Source organism: Moritella sp. 24 (assembly GCF_018219155.1).
In the GTDB taxonomy this organism is placed as follows: domain Bacteria; phylum Pseudomonadota; class Gammaproteobacteria; order Enterobacterales; family Moritellaceae; genus Moritella.
In genome coordinates this window covers 1-19,143 of sequence record NZ_CP056123.1, presented here as the reverse complement: position 1 = coordinate 19,143, position 19,143 = coordinate 1, and the positions used below count along the sequence as shown (strand labels likewise).

Here is a 19,143-nt window from a genome sequence, read left to right as displayed (position 1 = left end):
TAGCTATTAGCTATAGTCCTGATACGGATTATCTTGCGCTAACTGAATCGCGTTTGCAAAACCTTGCAGGCGCACTTCATGCTCTGAAATATCAACACCGCTCTCATCGATAACAGCATTACCAAACTCATAACGAATGGTTTCATCACCAAGACATGCATTGCTATCTTTATCTGTAGCGCGCTGCTTAACTGCGATATTCTTATTTTTGTAAGCACTCACTACTTCAGCGCCGTACTTCGCCTCTAACATCGTTAATGCTTGTGTTGGAGACAAGACTAAACCAGTAGCATTATTACCACCAAAGCCTTTTGCATTTAAGATCACCGCTTTCATATCTTGACCTTTATCACCAACAAACTGATGGTCAGTTAAGATATTCAAGTTAGCTTGATGTACATCACCAGCAATATGATCAATAGTCTGAATACCTGGGATCCAACCATGCTGCCACACGCCTAGTGATGCAACTAACTGATCACCAGCGGCTGCGCCCATAGAGTGACCTACATATGATTTAATCGCTGTCACAGGCCAATTTTTAATATTAAAGCTTGCTGCTACTTCACTCAAAATGTGGCTTTCAGTAACACGGTTTTGTGGTGTGCCAGTTCCGTGAGCTTGGACAAATGTATGCTGTAAACCACCCTCGCCTAGAATAGCTTTGGCTAATGCAGTCGCTTTAGCCACTGTCACATAGTTACCAATACCTGGTGCTGATATCGATTTTTTATTCGCATCCGCGTTAACAAAAACATCAGCGACGGCACCATAAATAGTAACACCAAGTTCTAATGCTAACTCATCATCCATTAACACGACAAATTGCGCAGACTCTGCCATGGTAAAGCCCGCATTTGATGAGAATGGACGACAAGCACGACGATTATCGACCGTATCACTGTTATCCAATGCTTTTAACTGATCATCTTCAGCAAGCGCGCCCATCACACGGAAACCTTCCATCACACCAGTTTCAACGGGTGCTTCCGCATTACCGACAATTGCAACTTTAGCTTTACCGGTTTGAATATCCAACATGCCTTGACGCAAGTTATAAAGAAAACTCGCACAAGCCCCCATATTAGTGCCCGTCGTTCCTGCACTATTAATGACATAGCTGTTAATAAAATCAGCAGGCATTTCAGCTAATGACATTGCCATCATTTTAGAACTAACACGGCCACCTTTCGCATAGGCAGAAAGCATGCCACTAAATGAATTATCATCCACTTGGCCAAGCGCACTGCCCGCATAAACAGACACTTCATCGGGATTAATTAATGTCAGGATATTATCCCAATCAATGCCTAATGAGTTAAGTGCATCAGAGGCACCATAGACAGTTAGCTTTAGACCGCGAGGATGTGATCGTGCATTATATAATTTATCTAAATCAAAACCTGTTGGGATATTACCTGCGCTTGATACAGGGTAAGCAATTAAATCATTAATTAACGCATCGAAGTCACCATCAATAGTTACTTCAACTGTCTTATTATCAATTTCATTCACTAACCAGTTAGCAGGAATAGTATGTGGTAACTTTGATTTTTTTAACTCGAATTTAATTGGCGATCCGGCTGGCGCTAGTTTTGCTTTTCGTTGAAAAGGAACCGCATCAGGATCAAATGTTGTTGTACGGCGAACTAACGTACCCGCTTTAATTTTCGCAATAATATCTGCATTGATATCGCTAGTATCTAATCCCATACGTTGTGCGAGATCTTGCCATGTACTTGCCATAACATCATCTTGTAAAGCATCACACACTAAACGCTTATAACTATGGAAACCAGAACTACGTCCGGCTGCATTAATACCACCTAAACCAACAATTAACGGTAACTTCGCCATTTTATTACATCTCATTCGAATCTCAGCTATTGCTAGATAGTCTAGCAAGTTATACTAACAATACACTTTCATCTGTGCCATTTACCCTGACGAACATGCCACGATAGATGATTTATCTATATAGAGAAGATACTGAACCATAAACAAACAGATATACTAAGTTTAGATCGCCATAACACGGGAGCTTAATGTGAAAATTGGATTTGTACTGTATGACAAAGCACTGGTAACAGGAATTTCTCTCGCCGCAGAAATGCTATCGGGCGCATCTCGGCTGCGCGATCGAAAAACACAGCATCAAGATCCACTTGAAATAAAATTAATTTCAACCACATTAACAGCAAAACCTCTCACAGCAGGGTTGCGCTTACAGCCTGATTTAACCTTCTCCTGTGAAGAAGAGTTTGATCTTGTGATCTTCCCTCCAATGTGGGGAAACCCTCTAGTATCAATTATTAAACATCCAGAAATATTACCTTGGTTACATCAGCAATATAACAGTGGAGCCAAAATTTTATCAACAGGTACAGGCGTCTGTTGGTTAGCTGAAGCAGGTTTACTTGACGGGTTGCCCGCGACAACACATTGGTACTTCTACGATCAATTTAGCCAGCAGTACCCAAAAGTAAAACTGAACCGTCAGGCATCTATCACGGCAGCAAATGGCTTGTATTGTGCGGGTAGTATTAACTCCCAATCTGAAATGATGTTGTTTTTAATTAATGAAATGTTTGGAAAGAAAATTACGAGCGTAATAGAAAACCATTTTTCTCATGAAATTTCACGCACCCAGCAACAGCCTTTTTATCAAATTGGTGGTCAAATACAATTTGATGAATCCATTGCACTCGCGCAAGATTGGATGCAACGCAATATGGCTAAAACGATCACTAATCAAATGATTGCCGATATTTGTCAATTGCCACTACGCACCTTCAACCGTCGTTTCAAAGAACAGGTAGGACAAACTCCAAATCAGTTTTTGTTAACGCTTAGGCTAGAGACGGCACAGGTACTATTACGGGACTTTGGCTTAACGATATGTGATGTAGCAGAACAAATTGGTTTTCGTGATGCATATTATTTCAAAAAAAAATTCGAGCAACACTTTGATATGGCTCCAAAACAATATAGGGACATGGTAAAGGCGAAAGTTTTCGCCGTTTAACGTCTTGATAATCATTCTCATTCATATTAACATCAACATAAATTCAAGCTTAGAACAATTATTATGTACGTATGTATTTGTCACGGTATCACCGATAAAACCCTCATCAATGCGATTGATACAGGCGCAACAACAATGAAGCAATTAAGCAGCGAACTTAATATTGGTAGTCAATGTGGCAAGTGCTGCCAGTGTGCAAAGAAGTTATTAAACCAAACTTTATGCAAGCGAGCACAACAACAACCACAAGTTGCTTAGTAAACGAAAGGGTTACATTTGTGACTGTAAGTAATTATCTAGGCCAGCATGACGAATCAGATACTCCTGGCTTTCGATCCAATCAATTTGCTCTTCGACTTCTTCTAATATCTCAGCCGTCATATCACGACTAACGAAGTCTTGAGTTTTTTCACATTCAGCAATTAACGTTTGTAACGTGACTCGGATACTCAATTCAAGTTCCATATTCAGATGTAGCATTTCTGGCGCATCTTCACCGATAGACAGACGACCTAAATCTTGTAAATTAGGTAACCCTTGTAAAAATAAGATCCGATTAATAAATTTATCCGCTTGTTTCATTTTTAGAATTGATTGCTTGTAATCCGCTTTATCAAGATGCACTAACCCCCAATTTCGATACATACGCGCGTGTAAAAAATATTGATTAATCGCCACTAATTTACATGCTAATGCTTTATTTAGCAGTGTAATAATTTGGTTATTCCCTTGCATAAGTCACTCCACCATATAAACAAATTAAATACCAATATGAGATTGGATATAATTTTCTAAGCTGATTTTGTTGATCAAGCCTAATTGCTGTTCTAGCCAATAAACATGATCTTCTTCCGTATCAGCTAACAAGGGTAATAATACTTGCCGAGTTTGATAATCACCTTCATCCTCACATAACTTAATGCTCGCCCTTAATGCAGCAACCACTTCCATTTCTAGTACCAAATCATTCTTTAACATACTTGGCACATCACTGCCGATCAGCAGGTCTCGTCGATCTTTAAGGTTAGGCGTTCCTTCCAAAAATAGAATACGTTTGATCAAGGCATCGGCATGAGTGATTTCCTCTTGCATCTCATGATCCAATTGCTGATAGAGTTTTTCTAACCCCCAGTCTTGATACATTCGTGAATGTGTAAAATATTGATCAATAGCGGCCAATTCATTGTGTAATAAACCATTTAAGCTGGCAATAACCTTCGTGTTGCCTTTCATAATAAACTCCAATATGCAGGTAGTAGAATTAAGCTTAGATAACAATCGTGGTTTTACAATTACAAGGAAGGAAATGTCGGTGTAGTTAACAAAAAAGAGAGCAAGCGCTCTCTTTAAATTTATTCATTATCGTCTTTTTGTTCTGAGCTTTCGGCTTTATCTTCTTCAGTAAAATAATCACTTAACTCAACCCAAACTGCGATGGCAACAATGCTGATAACCCCGAGCCAAGTGCCCGTGTCAGCGATAGGTATTTCCATAAGCATGATTAATAAAGAAAAAAAAGCGATTGAAGAATATACTTTTAGTCTGCCACTGGCTTGTAGTAACATACACACTCCTTGTTGATGGTTACTTAACGGCGTTATGATTAACGCAACGCGATTATTAACAATTTAACAACATATTAGTGATTTACCAATATTTTATTGTGATCACCTATTAATATTAGTCTATTAACGTATATTGACCACATAGAGAAAGCCTGATGAATGCATTATTTTCCAACCCAGAACATGAACTTGACGCTCTTGGTTTACGTTGTCCAGAACCTGTGATGATGGTAAGAAAAACAGTCAGAAAACTCGACGATGGTCAGACGTTATTAATTATTGCCGATGACCCAGCAACAGTTCGTGATATTCCAAGCTTTTGTCAATTTATGGATCACACCTTGGTGGCAAGCCAAACCGAACAATTACCCTATCAATACTTGATCAAAAAAGGCGTTAATTAGCCAACTTAAAACGCGAATATCAGCTAAAGAATATTCGCGTATCAATTATCCTACAGGCAACTTTTCTAACATCAAATTGCTACCTCAACGCAAATACCTGAAAAAACCACACTAACAAGACCAAATATTGTAATTTATCCTATATTCATATCTGCTCAGCAGGTATACTTTGATGATTATTTCTTTGCTTTATTGTGCAGATATCATGTCAAAATACAATGTTAAAACTTTCCAAGGGCTGATCCTAGCACTGCAGGATTACTGGGCTCGTCAAGGTTGTGCAATCGTTCAACCATTCGATATGGAAGTAGGTGCCGGCACCTCTCACCCAATGACGTTTTTACGTTCATTAGGTCCTGAGCCAATGGCATATGCTTACGTTCAACCATCACGTCGTCCTACCGATGGCCGCTATGGTGAAAATCCAAACCGTTTACAACACTACTATCAGTTCCAAGTAGTTATCAAACCATCACCAGCGAACATCCAAGAACTATACTTGGACTCACTGAAAGAAGTTGGTCTTGATCCATTAGTTCACGATATTCGCTTCGTTGAAGACAACTGGGAAAACCCAACATTGGGTGCCTGGGGTCTAGGTTGGGAAATCTGGCTAAATGGTATGGAAGTATCACAGTTTACTTACTTCCAAGCAGTTGGTGGCCTTGAATGTACACCTGTTACTGGTGAAATGACTTACGGTCTTGAACGTCTTGCGATGTATATCCAAGAAGTAGACAGCGTATACGACCTTGTATGGACTGATGGTCCACTAGGTACAGTTAAATACGGTGACATTTTCCACCAAAATGAAGTTGAACAATCAACTTACAACTTCGAACATGCCGATGTTGATTTCTTATTTACTCTCTTTGATGAAAGTGAAAAAGAAGCGCAAAAGCTACTAGATTTAGAAGTGCCGCTACCACTACCAGCATACGAACGTATTCTTGATGCTGGCCATGCATTTAATATGCTAGATGCGCGTCATGCAATCTCAGTGACTGAACGTCAACGTTATATTTTACGTATTCGTACCCTTTCTAAAGGTGTTGCTGAAGCGTATTACGCATCTCGTGAAGCGTTAGGCTTCCCGCTATGTAAAAAAGAAAAATAGGAAGTAGCATGGCAACTGAAAATTTATTAATCGAGATTGGTACTGAAGAGTTACCACCAAAATCGTTACGCACATTAGCAGAAGCATTTGCAGCAAACTTCCAAACTGAGCTAGAAAAAGCGGGTTTAGAATTTGCAGACGTTAACTGGATGGCAGCACCTCGTCGTTTAGCATTAACAATCACTGCACTTGCTGATTCTCAAGCTGATAAAGTAATTGAAAAACGCGGTCCTGCGATTTCAGTTGCATTTGATGCTGATGGTAATGCAACAAAAGCGGCTCAAGGTTGGGCGCGTGGTAATGGCATTACTGTTGAGCAAGCTGGTCGAATTAAAACAGACAAAGGCGAATGGCTACTTCATAAATCAGAAGTTAAAGGTCAATCAACACAAGCGCTTGTTGCAGATATGGTTGCAACGGCACTTGCTAAGCTACCAGTAAGCAAGCCAATGCGTTGGGGTGATAGCCCGATTCAATTCATTCGCCCAGTGCATACAATCACAATGCTATTTGGTGATGAAGCGCTTGAAGGCGAAATCTTAGGCATTAAAGCGGCACGAACTATTCGTGGTCACCGTTTCCTAGGTAAAGGTGATTTCGAATTACCGCACGCAGACAACTATGTTGATCTACTTGAAGATCACGGCATGGTAATGGTTGATTACGAGCGTCGTAAAGATGTTATCCGTAAACAAGTTATTGCTGCTGCAGAAGAACATGGCGGTGTTGCTGAAATCGAAGAAGACCTACTTGAAGAAGTAACGTCTCTAGTAGAATGGCCAGTAACATTAGTAGGTAACTTTGAAGAACGTTACCTAGACGTACCAGCGGAAGCTTTAATCTATACGATGAAAGACAACCAAAAGTACTTCCCAATGCTAACTAAAGACGGCGAGCTTTTACCTAAATTTATCTTTGTTTCAAACATCATCAGTAAAGATGTTCGACAAGTAATTGAAGGGAACGAAAAAGTTGTACGCCCTCGCCTAGCGGATGCTGAATTCTTCTTTAACACAGATAAGAAACGTACTTTAGAAAGTCGTCTTGCTGATCTAGAAACTGTTTTATTCCAAAAACAACTAGGTACGTTAAAAGAGAAGTCACAACGTATTTCAGATTTAGCTGCCGCAATTGCAGGTAAAATTTCAGCAAATACACAGCACGCACAACGCGCAGGTCTATTAGCTAAAGCTGACTTAATGTCAGACATGGTTGTAGAATTCCCTGACGTTCAGGGTGTGATGGGCATGCACTATGCACGCAATGACGGTGAAGCAGAAGAAGTAGCTGTAGCACTTAACGAGCAATACATGCCTCGTTATGCTGGTGACCGTCTACCTGAATCACTCGTTGCTTGTTCAGTAGCACTTGCAGACAAACTCGATACGCTAGTTGGTATCTTCGGTATTGGTCAAATCCCTAAAGGTGATAAAGACCCGTTTGCACTTCGTCGTGCAGCGATTGGTACACTGCGTATCATTATCGAAAAAGACCTGCCTTTAGATCTTGTTGATTTAGTTGAGACAGCTAAAGCACTATTCGGTGACAAACTATCAAACGAAAACGTATCAACAGATGTTGTTGCATTCGTTCTTGGTCGTTTCCCGGCATGGTATAAAGATGCGGGTATCAGTGTTGATGTGATTCAAGCAGTACTTGCTCGTCGCCCAACTAAACCTGCTGATTTTGATAAGCGTGTTAAAGCAGTAAATCACTTCCGTGGTTTAGATGCTTCTGCAACATTAGCAGCTGCAAACAAACGTGTTGGTAATATCCTCGCTAAATTTGAAGGTGAACTAAACACAACTGTTGATGCATCACTACTGCAAGAAGATGCCGAAAAAGCATTAGCTTCTGCAGTAGATGCTAAAGTTGAATTGCTAGCGCCACTATTTGCCGCTGGTGATTATCAACAAGCACTAACAGAGTTATCAGAACTACGTGATGTTGTAGATACATTCTTCGACAACGTAATGGTAATGGCTGATGATGAAGCGCTTAAAATTAACCGCTTAACATTACTAAATACACTGCGTAACCAATTCCTAAATGTTGCTGATATTTCCGTACTACAGAAGTAACACTTAATTTAGAATTGAACGATCAAAAAAGCCAGTATCATTGATACTGGCTTTTTTATTATCGCGACTTTTAAACACTACCACACAACAACGATATTCAAGAAAACAGATGTTCCACGTGGAACATTCATTATTTCACTTTTTTCAACTTCGCTTTTAAACCTGCAGAATAACGCCAAACATGATCAAAAATAGCCATCAATTCAGGATTACCTTGTGGTGATAATGAAATAGCATGATAACGATTTTGTTGTGATTTTATCGCCCTCACTCGCTCAGCTAAATGACTCGGTAATTTCTGCGCTATAAAATCAGAAATAATTAACGTATCTGCATTCTTAAATTGCGACGAGCTCATCAAATCTAATGACTTCTCAATAACGGGTTGTAAATCCGTCCCCCCTCGAAAACTCGACGATAAAAAAGTCAGCATCGTTGAAAGACTCGTACTTTGTGTTACCGGAAATGTAATAACCTCATTAGAGAACATCATCAAATAACATTGTCTACGCTGTTCAAAAGCAACTTGTAATAATGCATAACAAATCGATTTTGCTGTTAGTTCTGGAAAACCTTGCATCGATGTAGAACTATCAACACAGATAATAAATGGTCCGCCAGTTTGTTCATCAGCATCTGTAACATCTCGATACTGAGTGACTTTCTTATATTGCTGCAGAGTGCCCTGATATTGATAACTTAATAAATGTCGCTCGATATAGCGCTTATAAAAAATAATTTCAAGTTCAGGAAACGTGAGATTAACAGCTTCCGTCTGTAACATCCGAGATATTTCATCACTATAAGTCACCCCCTGCATATCATCAGGAATGTTATCTTGATAGCTATTATCTAACACCCATGTTTCATAACTGTTTGGGGTTTCTTCTGGATTGATATGAGCCAATGCCATACGTCCAAGTTCGGACGCTATTTGCTTGACCTCTTTGTTCTTGCGTAAGTTAGTGGCATAACGCTGTAGTAGTTTCGTATCTAAATGGGTCAACTTACCTTTAGCTAGATCCCACAAGCGCTCACCATTACACAATAAATCACTGTCTAACAACCCTTCTAACTGCTCAATGGTTTCTTCACGAGCAGCCAATTCCGTCAGTAACTCTTCACGCTTTTCTTCAATCAATCGACTTTGTTCTTGATACATCATGAGCTCTATCGCTTGTTGCCAGCTATCTAAGAATACCGCAAAAAAAACATCATCAGGCATACTTCTATTTTGTTGATAGATAGTGAGGCCAGTTTCATAAAATGAAGAATCCGCTTTTATCTTAGCTAGAATACCTTCAACTTTATTTCTAAAATTAGCAGGACTCAGTAAACGGGCGGTATCACATAAATGGACCTCATTACGTAGCCCTGCAGGTAATGGCATATCTGCTAATAAGCTCGAAACCTGCACCTTCCAATCATTAATATAAGCGAGCTTTATATCACTCGTTACCCGATTCTTGGCAGTAACATCCAATAACGCATCATCAACTAATTGACGAACTACCGCTGTTGTCGAGCTTTGATTATAAGAATTAGCCATCAGAAATTAGCTCTGTTCAAATAGATTGGCGATTGCATTTAAGCGATCTAATAACGATGCTTTATGCTGAACCAAATTATTCAGTTCGAGTGATAACGAGCCAAGACTGCTCGCAACATCTTCCATAAAGTCATCACTGACAAAAATATTATGATTGGTTAAGCTAAACTCTCGCTGACTTTTCTTCAGTTTATCAGCGATAACCGTTATTTCCTTATCAATGTCGGCAAGCGGCTGTAGCCAGTTTTCATCAATGTTTAGCGCTGCATCAGAAACAATAACAGCCACAGGAATACTTTTATTAGCAAAGTTTTGAACCTGTAAATGCTGATTGGCATCAACAGAAAAGTTTAGCCACACATCGTTACGATGATCATTTACATAGCCTTTCACGAGGCAAGAACCTGAACGGATCTGTTTTTGAAAATCATCCAAGCCAACATGTACCCATTTAGCCGTTTCTTGCGACCCTTGTTCAAGTACATCGTACTCACCAAGTAAGGCTATTTTACATAGACCAGGGATACCATTAAGACTCGAGGTACTAACAAATTCACGCTCTAATTTATAACGCAGTTTAGTCAGCAGCACATCTGATGTTAGACGCGTAGCAAAGCGATCAATAAACTCGGCATCAAGTTTAATTAATCTGTTTTTGATACTGCTTAGTGCAAGGTTAACTTCATCCTGATCGCAAAAACGCTTGCTCGCAAATTGATGCGTCGCTTCAATAATGACATCTCGCGACTCTAGGTCATGCCAGATACAATCTTTTAGCACAAACAGATCTGTCTCAGTGACTTCGTCTCGACCGTTAAAATAAGCACATGCTTGTAATAAACGCATCGATTTTTTCCAGCGGCGATCTGAAACATAAACAGCTTCTTCGATCATGTCGCCACTCGTATTTCGCTGTTCTAGAAATAGCTTAAGCTCGTAGATGATTTCAAAACAATGTTCACTTAAACGAACCTGATTAATTTCTTCCTGCCAAAGTTCAAACTCATCATTACTTACCTTCACGATCTTATCGTTTACTTGGCGTAATGGTTTTTGAATTAACATGGCTTTAAAATTACGCTTGTCTTGAATTGGCTCTAAATACAAACGCAATAACATACGATCATAAAGCGCTTCTAAACCTGAATCTGCACTCGGTAATTCATTTGATGCAGAGACAATAACACGCATTGGTACTTTCTGATGGTCGATGCCATTATGAAAGGTTCGCTCATTAATAACAGTTAATAAGGTATTCAAAATGGCTGGACCCGCTTTCCAAATTTCATCAAGGAATACGACTTCAGCTTCTGGTAAATAACCTTTAGTTAAACGCAGATACTTACCTTCATCTTTTAATGCTTTAATTGATAGCGGACCAAAGATCTCTTCCGGTGTTGAAAATCGTGTCATTAAATATTCGAAATAACTTTCGTCTTCAAAAATCTCAATCATGCGCTTGGCAATCAGACTTTTAGCAATCCCTGGGGGGCCAAGTAAAAATACGCTTTCGCCACTTAGGGCTGCTAATAAACATAATCTTATGGCATCTCGGCGTTCATAAATACCATAAGAAAGATGATCTATTAGTGTTTCAATACGTTCTGACAACAAATTCCTTTGCATAATAAAATCTCTTCGTACCTTTTTTAAAGGTTATTATAAGAATGATTAAGTTAACCTTACCTTATCTATCGCACACAATAAATACATAATTAGTGGACCGTTTTTTTTGTTATTAGCCGTTAATTATTCAGTTCTTTTTGCTATAAGTCTTTCCCATTTAAAATGATGTTCCACGTGGAACATTACGCAGTTAACCAACGTTAAATAAGCATTGTTTCACGTGAAACATCTCCGAAAATAAAGTTTAATTTGCCTACATCAGACTATCGACAACTATGCTAAGTTCAGCTATGTTGGTTGTTTACCCTTTAAATAATTACAAGAAGTGTTGATATGGAATTCTCATTGTTTGGTCAAAGATTTACTCAATTCTCAGGGATCACGCAGCTAATGCATGATCTAAATGAAGGTATTCGTAGTGGTGATAACGTCATTATGCTGGGCGGTGGCAATCCAGCACAAATACCTGAGATGCTGGAGCGCTATAACAGTGAAGCACAACAATTATTAAGTAGTGGCGATCTTGTGGCAGCAATGTCTAACTACGATGGTCCACAAGGTAAAAACAGTTTTACTTCCGCACTGGCGACATTATTAAATAAAACCTACGGCTGGGAGTTAACCGATAAAAACATAGCCTTAACCAATGGCAGCCAAAATGCTTTCTTCTATCTATTCAACTTATTCGCAGGTGACTTTGCAGGCAATAAGAAAAAGAAGGTACTTTTCCCATTAGCACCAGAATACATAGGTTATACCGATACCGCATTAAGTGATGATTTTTTTGAAACCGTAAAACCAAAAATTGAATTACTCGATGATGGTTTATTTAAATATCATGTTGATTTTGACAACCTACATATCACCGATGACATTGGTTTAATCTGCGTATCACGTCCAACTAATCCAACAGGTAATGTGCTAACGGATGAAGAGATGCAACGCCTAGATGCCTTAGCAAGACAGCATAATATTCCCCTACTGATCGACAACGCTTACGGCACTCCATTTCCAAACATCATTTTTGAACCCGTAGAACCCATTTATAACGACAATACTATTTTATGTATGAGTCTATCGAAACTGGGTTTACCCGGTACTCGCTGTGGTATCGTCATTGGCAACGAAGAAGTTATTTCAGCTATCTCGAATCTAAGCGGTATTATTAATTTAGCTCCAGGAAGTTTAGGGCCAATGCTGGCTCAAAACTTAGTGGAGTCTGGTGACATCATTAGTTTAAGTGAAGATGTGATCAAGCCTTACTATCATGGTAAAGCACTTCAAGCTGTTAATTGGTTACAAGAAAATATTACCGATGAGCGCTTCCGAATTCATAAACCTGAAGGCGCTATTTTCTTATGGCTATGGTTTAAAGACCTACCGATCACTAGCCAAGAACTATATGAGCGATTAAAAGCACGCGGTGTTCTTATTGTATCTGGCCATCACTTCTTCCCTGGTTTAGAAGAAGACTGGCGTCATACCCATGAATGTATCCGTATGAATTACTCACAACCAGATGATGCAGTGCAACGTGGCATTAAAATTATCGCAGAAGAAGTACAGAAAGCCTATGCTGAAACAGTAGTAATAAGCACAGCCAACGCTTAAGTTATATCTACAAATAACAGTCTGGTATCTTAAGACAATAGATAATTTATCTCAGATACAAAAAAGGAGCCGTTAGGCTCCTTTTTAATACATACAAATTATAGCAATATTAGAAATCTAAGTTAGCTACTTTCAATGCATTCTCTTCAATGAAGTCACGGCGAGGTTCAACATGATCACCCATTAAAGTAGTGAATAGTTGATCTGCTGCAACAGCATCTTCAATACGTACTTGTAACATACGACGTGTTTCAGGATCCATTGTAGTTTCCCACAGCTGGCTAGGGTTCATTTCGCCTAGACCTTTATAACGTTGAATGTAGCTACCACGTTTTGATTCAGCCATTAACCAATTAAGTGCTTCAACAAAGTCACTTACTTCACGAGATTTTTCACCACGTTTAATGTAAGCGCCGTCTTCAAGCAAGTTAGCAATACCTAAACCTGTAATCGTTGCATACTCTTTCGAGTTAAAGAATCCTGCCGAGAAGTCGTAATCAGTATCTAGACCATGCTGACGCACAGAGAACACCGGACTAAACAGCTGGCTTTCTTCATCTTTAGCAACGCGAACAGAATACAAAGTACCCGTTACTTCTTTCGCTGTTAATGTCGCAACAATTTCATCAGCCCATGCTTGAGTCGCAGCTTCATCAGCCATCATCTCAGCAGTAAGTGGTGCTTGATAAATCATTTCGTTAGTGAATACTTTTGGTAAGCTACGATTTAACTTAGCCATTAAGCGTTCAATTTTACGATAACCATTAACTAACTCTTCTAACGCAGCGCCTTGAATTGCAGGTGCATCAGCATTAACAAATAAGCCTGCGCCATCTAATGCGATAGTCGTTAGGTATTGTGTTAAGTCAGCGTCATCTTTGATGTAGCGTTCTTGCTTACCCTTCTTCATTTTATAAAGCGGTGGCTGTGCAATATAAATATAACCACGCTCGATCAGTTCCGGCATTTGACGGAAGAAGAAAGTTAATAATAACGTACGGATGTGTGAACCATCCACGTCGGCATCGGTCATGATAATGATTTGATGATAACGCGTTTTATCCGGGTTATATTCATCACGGCCAATACCACAGCCCATTGCTGTAATTAGCGTTGCAACTTCCTGTGAAGATAGCATCTTATCAAAACGTGCTTTTTCTACGTTTAGAATTTTACCTTTCAACGGTAGAATTGCTTGGTTTTTACGATTACGTCCCTGCTTGGCAGAACCGCCAGCAGAGTCACCTTCCACAATATAAAGTTCAGAAAGTGCCGGATCTTTTTCCTGACAATCCGCAAGTTTACCAGGTAGACCAGCTAAATCTAATGCACCTTTACGACGTGTCATTTCACGCGCTTTACGCGCAGCTTCACGTGCTCGTGATGCATCGATAATTTTAGTCACAACCGTCGCAGCTTCTTTCGGGTTTTCTAGCAAGTATTCAGCTAGTTTTTCACCCATAGCTTGTTCTACAGCTGATTTAACTTCCGAAGAAACCAGTTTATCTTTAGTCTGTGAAGAGAACTTAGGATCAGGTACTTTCACTGAAATAACAGCAGTCAAACCTTCACGTGCATCATCACCCGATGCCGTTGTAGTTTTTGCTTTTTTCAAGAAGCCTTCTTTTTCCATGTAGTTATTTAACGTACGTGTTAAAGCACCACGGAAACCAGCAAGGTGAGTACCACCATCACGTTGTGGGATATTATTGGTAAAGCAGTAAATGCCTTCTTGGAAACCATCGTTCCATTGCATAGCTACTTCAACAGTAATGCCATCTTCACGTTCACTAGAGAAGTGGAAAGCATCTTTGTTAATTGGCGTTTTGTTCACGTTTAAGTAATCAACAAATGCTTTGATGCCGCCTTCGTAAACGAAATGATCCGATTTACCATCTTCACGTTCATCAATTAATTTGATTGAAACACCTGAATTTAGGAAAGATAATTCACGTAAACGCTTAGCAAGAATATCGTAATGGAACAATGTATTCGTAAACGTCTCATGACTAGGCCAAAAGCGTAATTCAGTACCCGTTGTATCAATATCACCAATCACGGCGATCGGCGCTTGTGGTTCACCATGACGATAAATTTGCTGATGGATATGACCATGACGATGAATGGTTAATTCTAATTTTTCTGATAATGCATTTACAACAGAAACACCTACACCGTGTAAACCACCCGATACTTTATATGAATTATCATCGAATTTACCACCGGCATGCAGTACCGTTAAAATAACTTCGGCAGCAGAGACACCCTCTTCTTCATGAATATCAACAGGAATACCACGGCCATCATCGCTAACAGATACAGAACCATCTTCGTGTATCGTTACCACAACATCTGTACAATGACCCGCTAGTGCTTCATCGATAGAGTTATCAACAACTTCAAATACCATGTGGTGTAAACCTGAACCATCATCAGTATCGCCAATATACATACCGGGGCGCTTACGCACCGCGTCCAAGCCTTTCAGTACTTTAATACTTGAAGAGTCGTAATTATTTTCAGACATAGTTAGCTCTCGCGCCTTTATATTTAAAATTCAATTAATTTGCCATGTTCCACGTGAAACATTTTACAGCTTTCTGTTAAAAGAGCTGTTACCTGACTTTTCTCAATAGCCGTAACAAATACTTGAGCCTTACTCTCAATCAGATACTGCGCCAGCAACTTCCGTTTACTGTCATCAAGTTCTGAGGAAAAGTCATCGATTAAAAAAGTGCATCGCTTATTGCTATGCTGACTTAAAAAAAGTCCCTGACTTAATCGCATTGCGCACACAGCCAACTTAAGTTGACCTCTAGATAAGATATCGTGTGCCGGTACTCCGTTCGCTCTAATTCGGATATCCGCTTTTTGCGGACCTAAGCTAGTGTAACCCAGCTGTTGATCGCGCATAAAATTTTGTTTTAATAATTCAGCTAACTCAATATCACTATCCCATCCAGGGTGGTAGCGGATATCAAAGTCATATTCGGGTAAGAAGTCTGCCAAGGCAGATTTAATTATCGGATTAAGCTGTTCAAGGTAACGTCCGCGCATTTGCGCAATAATAGTTCCTTGGACTGCAAACTCCTTATCCCAATATGCTAGCTCAGCATAACGCTTGCCTGATTTTAAAATAGCATTACGCTGTTTTAATAATCGAGTCAATTTTGCCCACGTTGCAAAAAACTCAGGTTCCACATGGAACACCCCCCAATCAACAAACTGTCGACGTAATTTAGGGCCACTGGAAAGTAAGGTAAAACTTTCTGGGTGAATTAATTGTAGCGGTAATATACCCGGTAACTCTGCAAGTCTCTCTGCCTTTTGTCCGGCAATTTTTAATTCAGTATCACTATTTTTTGATTTCTTTAAACCAATCGTCGTGAGTTTTTCATCGTTTAATAATTGCTGACATTGTGAGAATAGCGTGAAATCCTTCTCACCATGTTGAACAACGCGACTGGTTAAATGAGTACGAAAAGAACGCCCCAATCCTAAGTAATGAATCGCTTCTAATACACTCGATTTACCACTGCCATTCTCACCAAGAATAATATTAACCCCCGCTCCCGGTTGAATGGATGCGTGTTTAATATTTCTAAAATCAGTAAGGTTTAGCTTAACCAGTCCCATGTAAAATTATAACCGCATTGGCATAACAACATACAATGCTTGATCAGATTGTTCATCTTCGATCAACGCACTGCTGTTTGCATCTAATAACGATATTTTAATTTTTTCACATTTGAGTGTATTGAGTACATCCAGCACATAGCTGACGTTAAAACTGATCTCTAACTCATCATGTGAAAACGCCACATCCAATAACTCTTCAGCTTCTTCTTGCTCAGGATTATTAGCCGTAATTTTAAGTAAGCCCTGATTCATGTTCAGACGTACACCACGGAATTTTTCATTCGATAAAATAGCTGCACGTGAAAATGCTTGTTTTAATTCTTCACGTCCCGATATTAACATCTTATCGGCATTTTTTGGTAATACGCGACGGTAATCAGGAAAACGACCATCAACCAGTTTACACGTAAAAACAAAACCGCTAGTAATGGCACGGATGTTATTCGACCCGAGTTGGATCTTAACCATGTCTTCTTCACTGTCGAGCAAACGAACCAGTTCAAGCACACCTTTACGTGGCACAATCACTTGTTGCTGCGCTAAGTTTGCATCATGTTCACAACTCGCCACAGCAAGACGGTGACCATCGGTTGCCACTGTACGTAATATATTACCTTCCGTTTCAAACAGCATACCATTAAGATAATAACGTACATCCTGGCTTGCCATCGAGAACTGGGTATTATCAATCAATCGACGTAATGAACCTTGCAGCAGTTCAAATTCAATATCGTTATCCCAATCTTCAATATTTGGAAATTCCGTTGCCGGTAATGTTGATAGTGAAAAACGACTACGGCCTGACTTCACTACAATACGATCTGCAGCATAAGTCACTTGAATTTGAGCACCATCGGGTAAGCCGCGACAAATATCGAGAAACTTTTTCGCAGGCACAGTCGTACGGCCTTCAGTGTAGTCACCTTCAAGATTAACTTGACCAATTAACTCCACTTCCAGATCAGTACCAGTTAAAGATAACTTACCTTCTTTAGCGTCAAGTAACACGTTACCTAATATCGGCAGAGTTGGGCGGTTACCCAAGGCTCCAGATACTAATTGTAACGGTCGCAATAATGCTTCTCGATTAATTGTAAACTGCATTTAATATAACCTTTTTTACGACGATTCTTTACGACGCTTTTACGACGATAGGGTTCTAATCAAATTAGAATAATCTTCTTTAATATCGTGACTTTCTTCTTTGAGCTGAACGATCTTACGACATGCATGCAATACAGTCGTGTGGTCACGGCCACCAAACGCATCACCAATTTCCGGTAAGCTGTGATTGGTTAACTCTTTTGCTAATGCCATCGCCACTTGGCGTGGTCTTGCAACAGAACGACTACGGCGCTTCGACAATAAATCAGCTACTTTAATTTTATAATACTCTGCCACTGTTTTTTGAATATTATCAATGGTCACTAACTTTTCTTGCAGTGCTAATAAATCACGTAATGCTTCACGCACAAAATCAATATTAATCGCACGGCCAGTAAAGTTAGCATTAGCAATTACACGATTCAATGCCCCTTCAAGCTCACGTACATTTGAACGTAAACGTTTCGCAATAAAGAATGCAACTTCATCAGGTAAGTGGATATTACTTTCTACCGCTTTACGCATTAAAATCGCAACACGCGTTTCTAACTCAGGCGGTTCAATCGCAATGGTTAAACCCCAACCAAAACGTGATTTCAATCTATCTTCAACACCATCGATTTCTTTTGGATAGCGATCCGACGTCAAAATGATTTGCTGATTACCTTCAAGTAACGCATTAAAAGTGTGAAAAAACTCTTCTTGTGAACGTTCTTTTTTAGCAAAGAATTGAATGTCATCAATCAATAGTGCATCCACACTACGATAATAGTTTTTAAATGCTTCAATCGCATTGTTTTGCAATGCTTTAACCATGTCCTGAACAAAGCGTTCTGAATGCATGTATATTACTTTTGCATTGGCTTTCTGCGCTTTAATACCATTACCAACAGCATGTAATAAATGCGTTTTACCTAGACCTGTACCACCATATAAAAACAGCGGGTTATAAGCACCACCAGGATTATTAGCGACCTGTTGAGCAGCTGCACGTGCTAATTGGTTCGATTTACCTTCAACAAAGTTATCAAACGTGTACGTCAAATTAACATTACTGCGGTGGTTGATTGCAGGCTGTTGAGGTGAGCTCGATTCCCACGGGTCGGTTTGAGGCATCGCAATGACCTTTTGAGTCACAACACGATCAACCCTCGTTGTTGTTTGCTTAACAGTTGTAGCCTTACCGCCAATGTCAAAACGTAAAATAGGCGCATCTGCACCACAAAATTCATCAAACAATGCTGTGATTGAATTAAGGTACTTGTCACGAACCCAATCAAGTACAAAACGGTTCGGAGCATACAAGGTGAGAGTACTATCGGTAAGTTCGGCTTTCAGTGGGCGTAACCACATACTGAATTCAGTAGAGGAAAGCTCATTTTGTAAGCGCGAAAGGCATTGCTGCCAAAGAGAAACTGACAC

The 19,143-nt window shown here is 39.7% G+C and carries 16 protein-coding genes; 6 read left to right on the top strand and 10 right to left on the bottom strand.

Annotated elements, in window-relative coordinates; genetic code table 11:
- Window positions 1–6 precede the first annotated feature (6 nt).
- Window positions 7–1,872 carry a beta-ketoacyl synthase gene (locus HWV00_RS00080; RefSeq protein WP_255554852.1) on the bottom strand — a complete coding sequence of 622 codons (1,866 nt, stop codon included), beginning with the start codon at window positions 1,870–1,872 and terminating at the stop codon, window positions 7–9.
- A gap of 175 nt (window positions 1,873–2,047) precedes the next feature.
- Between HWV00_RS00080 and HWV00_RS00075 the strand changes: the two genes are divergently transcribed.
- Window positions 2,048–3,025, top strand: coding sequence for a GlxA family transcriptional regulator (locus tag HWV00_RS00075; protein ID WP_211684170.1), 978 nt, complete (start codon window positions 2,048–2,050; stop codon window positions 3,023–3,025).
- 63 nt (window positions 3,026–3,088) lie between these two features.
- A complete protein-coding gene (locus HWV00_RS00070) occupies window positions 3,089–3,283 on the top strand; it encodes a (2Fe-2S)-binding protein (RefSeq protein ID WP_211684169.1) in 195 nt (64 codons plus the stop codon).
- A 12-nt stretch (window positions 3,284–3,295) separates the two neighbouring features.
- Here the strand turns inward: HWV00_RS00070 and bfr (HWV00_RS00065) are convergent, their stop codons facing one another.
- The 3 genes from bfr (HWV00_RS00065) to HWV00_RS00055 form a co-directional block, all read right to left on the bottom strand.
- Window positions 3,296–3,760 (bottom strand): bacterioferritin, encoded by a 465-nt coding sequence (bfr, locus tag HWV00_RS00065; RefSeq protein ID WP_211684168.1) that lies wholly within the window; start codon window positions 3,758–3,760, stop codon window positions 3,296–3,298.
- 24 nt (window positions 3,761–3,784) lie between these two features.
- On the bottom strand, window positions 3,785–4,258 hold the full coding sequence (gene bfr / locus HWV00_RS00060; protein ID WP_211684167.1) for a bacterioferritin: 474 nt from the start codon (window positions 4,256–4,258) through the stop codon (window positions 3,785–3,787).
- A gap of 119 nt (window positions 4,259–4,377) precedes the next feature.
- A complete protein-coding gene (locus HWV00_RS00055; RefSeq protein WP_211684166.1) occupies window positions 4,378–4,590 on the bottom strand; it encodes a hypothetical protein in 213 nt (70 codons plus the stop codon).
- 155 nt (window positions 4,591–4,745) lie between these two features.
- On the opposite strand from HWV00_RS00055, the gene tusA reads away from it, so the two are divergent.
- From tusA to glyS, 3 genes are all read left to right on the top strand, one after another.
- On the top strand, window positions 4,746–4,994 hold the full coding sequence (gene tusA / locus HWV00_RS00050; protein ID WP_211684165.1) for a sulfurtransferase TusA: 249 nt from the start codon (window positions 4,746–4,748) through the stop codon (window positions 4,992–4,994).
- 205 nt (window positions 4,995–5,199) lie between these two features.
- Window positions 5,200–6,111, top strand: coding sequence for a glycine--tRNA ligase subunit alpha (glyQ, locus tag HWV00_RS00045; protein WP_304610844.1), 912 nt, complete (start codon window positions 5,200–5,202; stop codon window positions 6,109–6,111).
- Between the two features lie 8 nt (window positions 6,112–6,119).
- On the top strand, window positions 6,120–8,192 hold the full coding sequence (glyS, locus tag HWV00_RS00040) for a glycine--tRNA ligase subunit beta (RefSeq protein WP_211684164.1): 2,073 nt from the start codon (window positions 6,120–6,122) through the stop codon (window positions 8,190–8,192).
- A 130-nt stretch (window positions 8,193–8,322) separates the two neighbouring features.
- On the opposite strand, the gene HWV00_RS00035 is transcribed toward glyS, so the two are convergent.
- Window positions 8,323–9,741 (bottom strand): hypothetical protein, encoded by a 1,419-nt coding sequence (locus tag HWV00_RS00035; protein WP_211684163.1) that lies wholly within the window; start codon window positions 9,739–9,741, stop codon window positions 8,323–8,325.
- A gap of 6 nt (window positions 9,742–9,747) precedes the next feature.
- A complete protein-coding gene (locus HWV00_RS00030) occupies window positions 9,748–11,367 on the bottom strand; it encodes an AAA family ATPase (protein WP_211684162.1) in 1,620 nt (539 codons plus the stop codon).
- Between the two features lie 333 nt (window positions 11,368–11,700).
- Between HWV00_RS00030 and HWV00_RS00025 the strand changes: the two genes are divergently transcribed.
- A complete protein-coding gene (locus tag HWV00_RS00025) occupies window positions 11,701–12,978 on the top strand; it encodes a valine--pyruvate transaminase (protein ID WP_211684161.1) in 1,278 nt (425 codons plus the stop codon).
- 109 nt (window positions 12,979–13,087) lie between these two features.
- Here the strand turns inward: HWV00_RS00025 and gyrB are convergent, their stop codons facing one another.
- From gyrB to dnaA, 4 genes are read right to left on the bottom strand one after another with little or no spacing between them, the layout of a single operon-like run.
- Entirely contained in the window at window positions 13,088–15,505 is a 2,418-nt protein-coding gene (gyrB, locus tag HWV00_RS00020; protein ID WP_211684160.1) for a DNA topoisomerase (ATP-hydrolyzing) subunit B, read from the bottom strand.
- A 23-nt stretch (window positions 15,506–15,528) separates the two neighbouring features.
- Window positions 15,529–16,614 carry a DNA replication/repair protein RecF gene (recF, locus tag HWV00_RS00015; protein ID WP_211684159.1) on the bottom strand — a complete coding sequence of 362 codons (1,086 nt, stop codon included), beginning with the start codon at window positions 16,612–16,614 and terminating at the stop codon, window positions 15,529–15,531.
- A 6-nt stretch (window positions 16,615–16,620) separates the two neighbouring features.
- On the bottom strand, window positions 16,621–17,721 hold the full coding sequence (gene dnaN, locus HWV00_RS00010) for a DNA polymerase III subunit beta (RefSeq protein ID WP_211684158.1): 1,101 nt from the start codon (window positions 17,719–17,721) through the stop codon (window positions 16,621–16,623).
- Window positions 17,722–17,760: 39 nt separating this feature from the next.
- The gene (gene dnaA / locus HWV00_RS00005; RefSeq protein WP_211684157.1) at window positions 17,761–19,143 is read right to left on the bottom strand and encodes a chromosomal replication initiator protein DnaA; all 1,383 of its coding nucleotides are present in this window, start codon (window positions 19,141–19,143) and stop codon (window positions 17,761–17,763) included.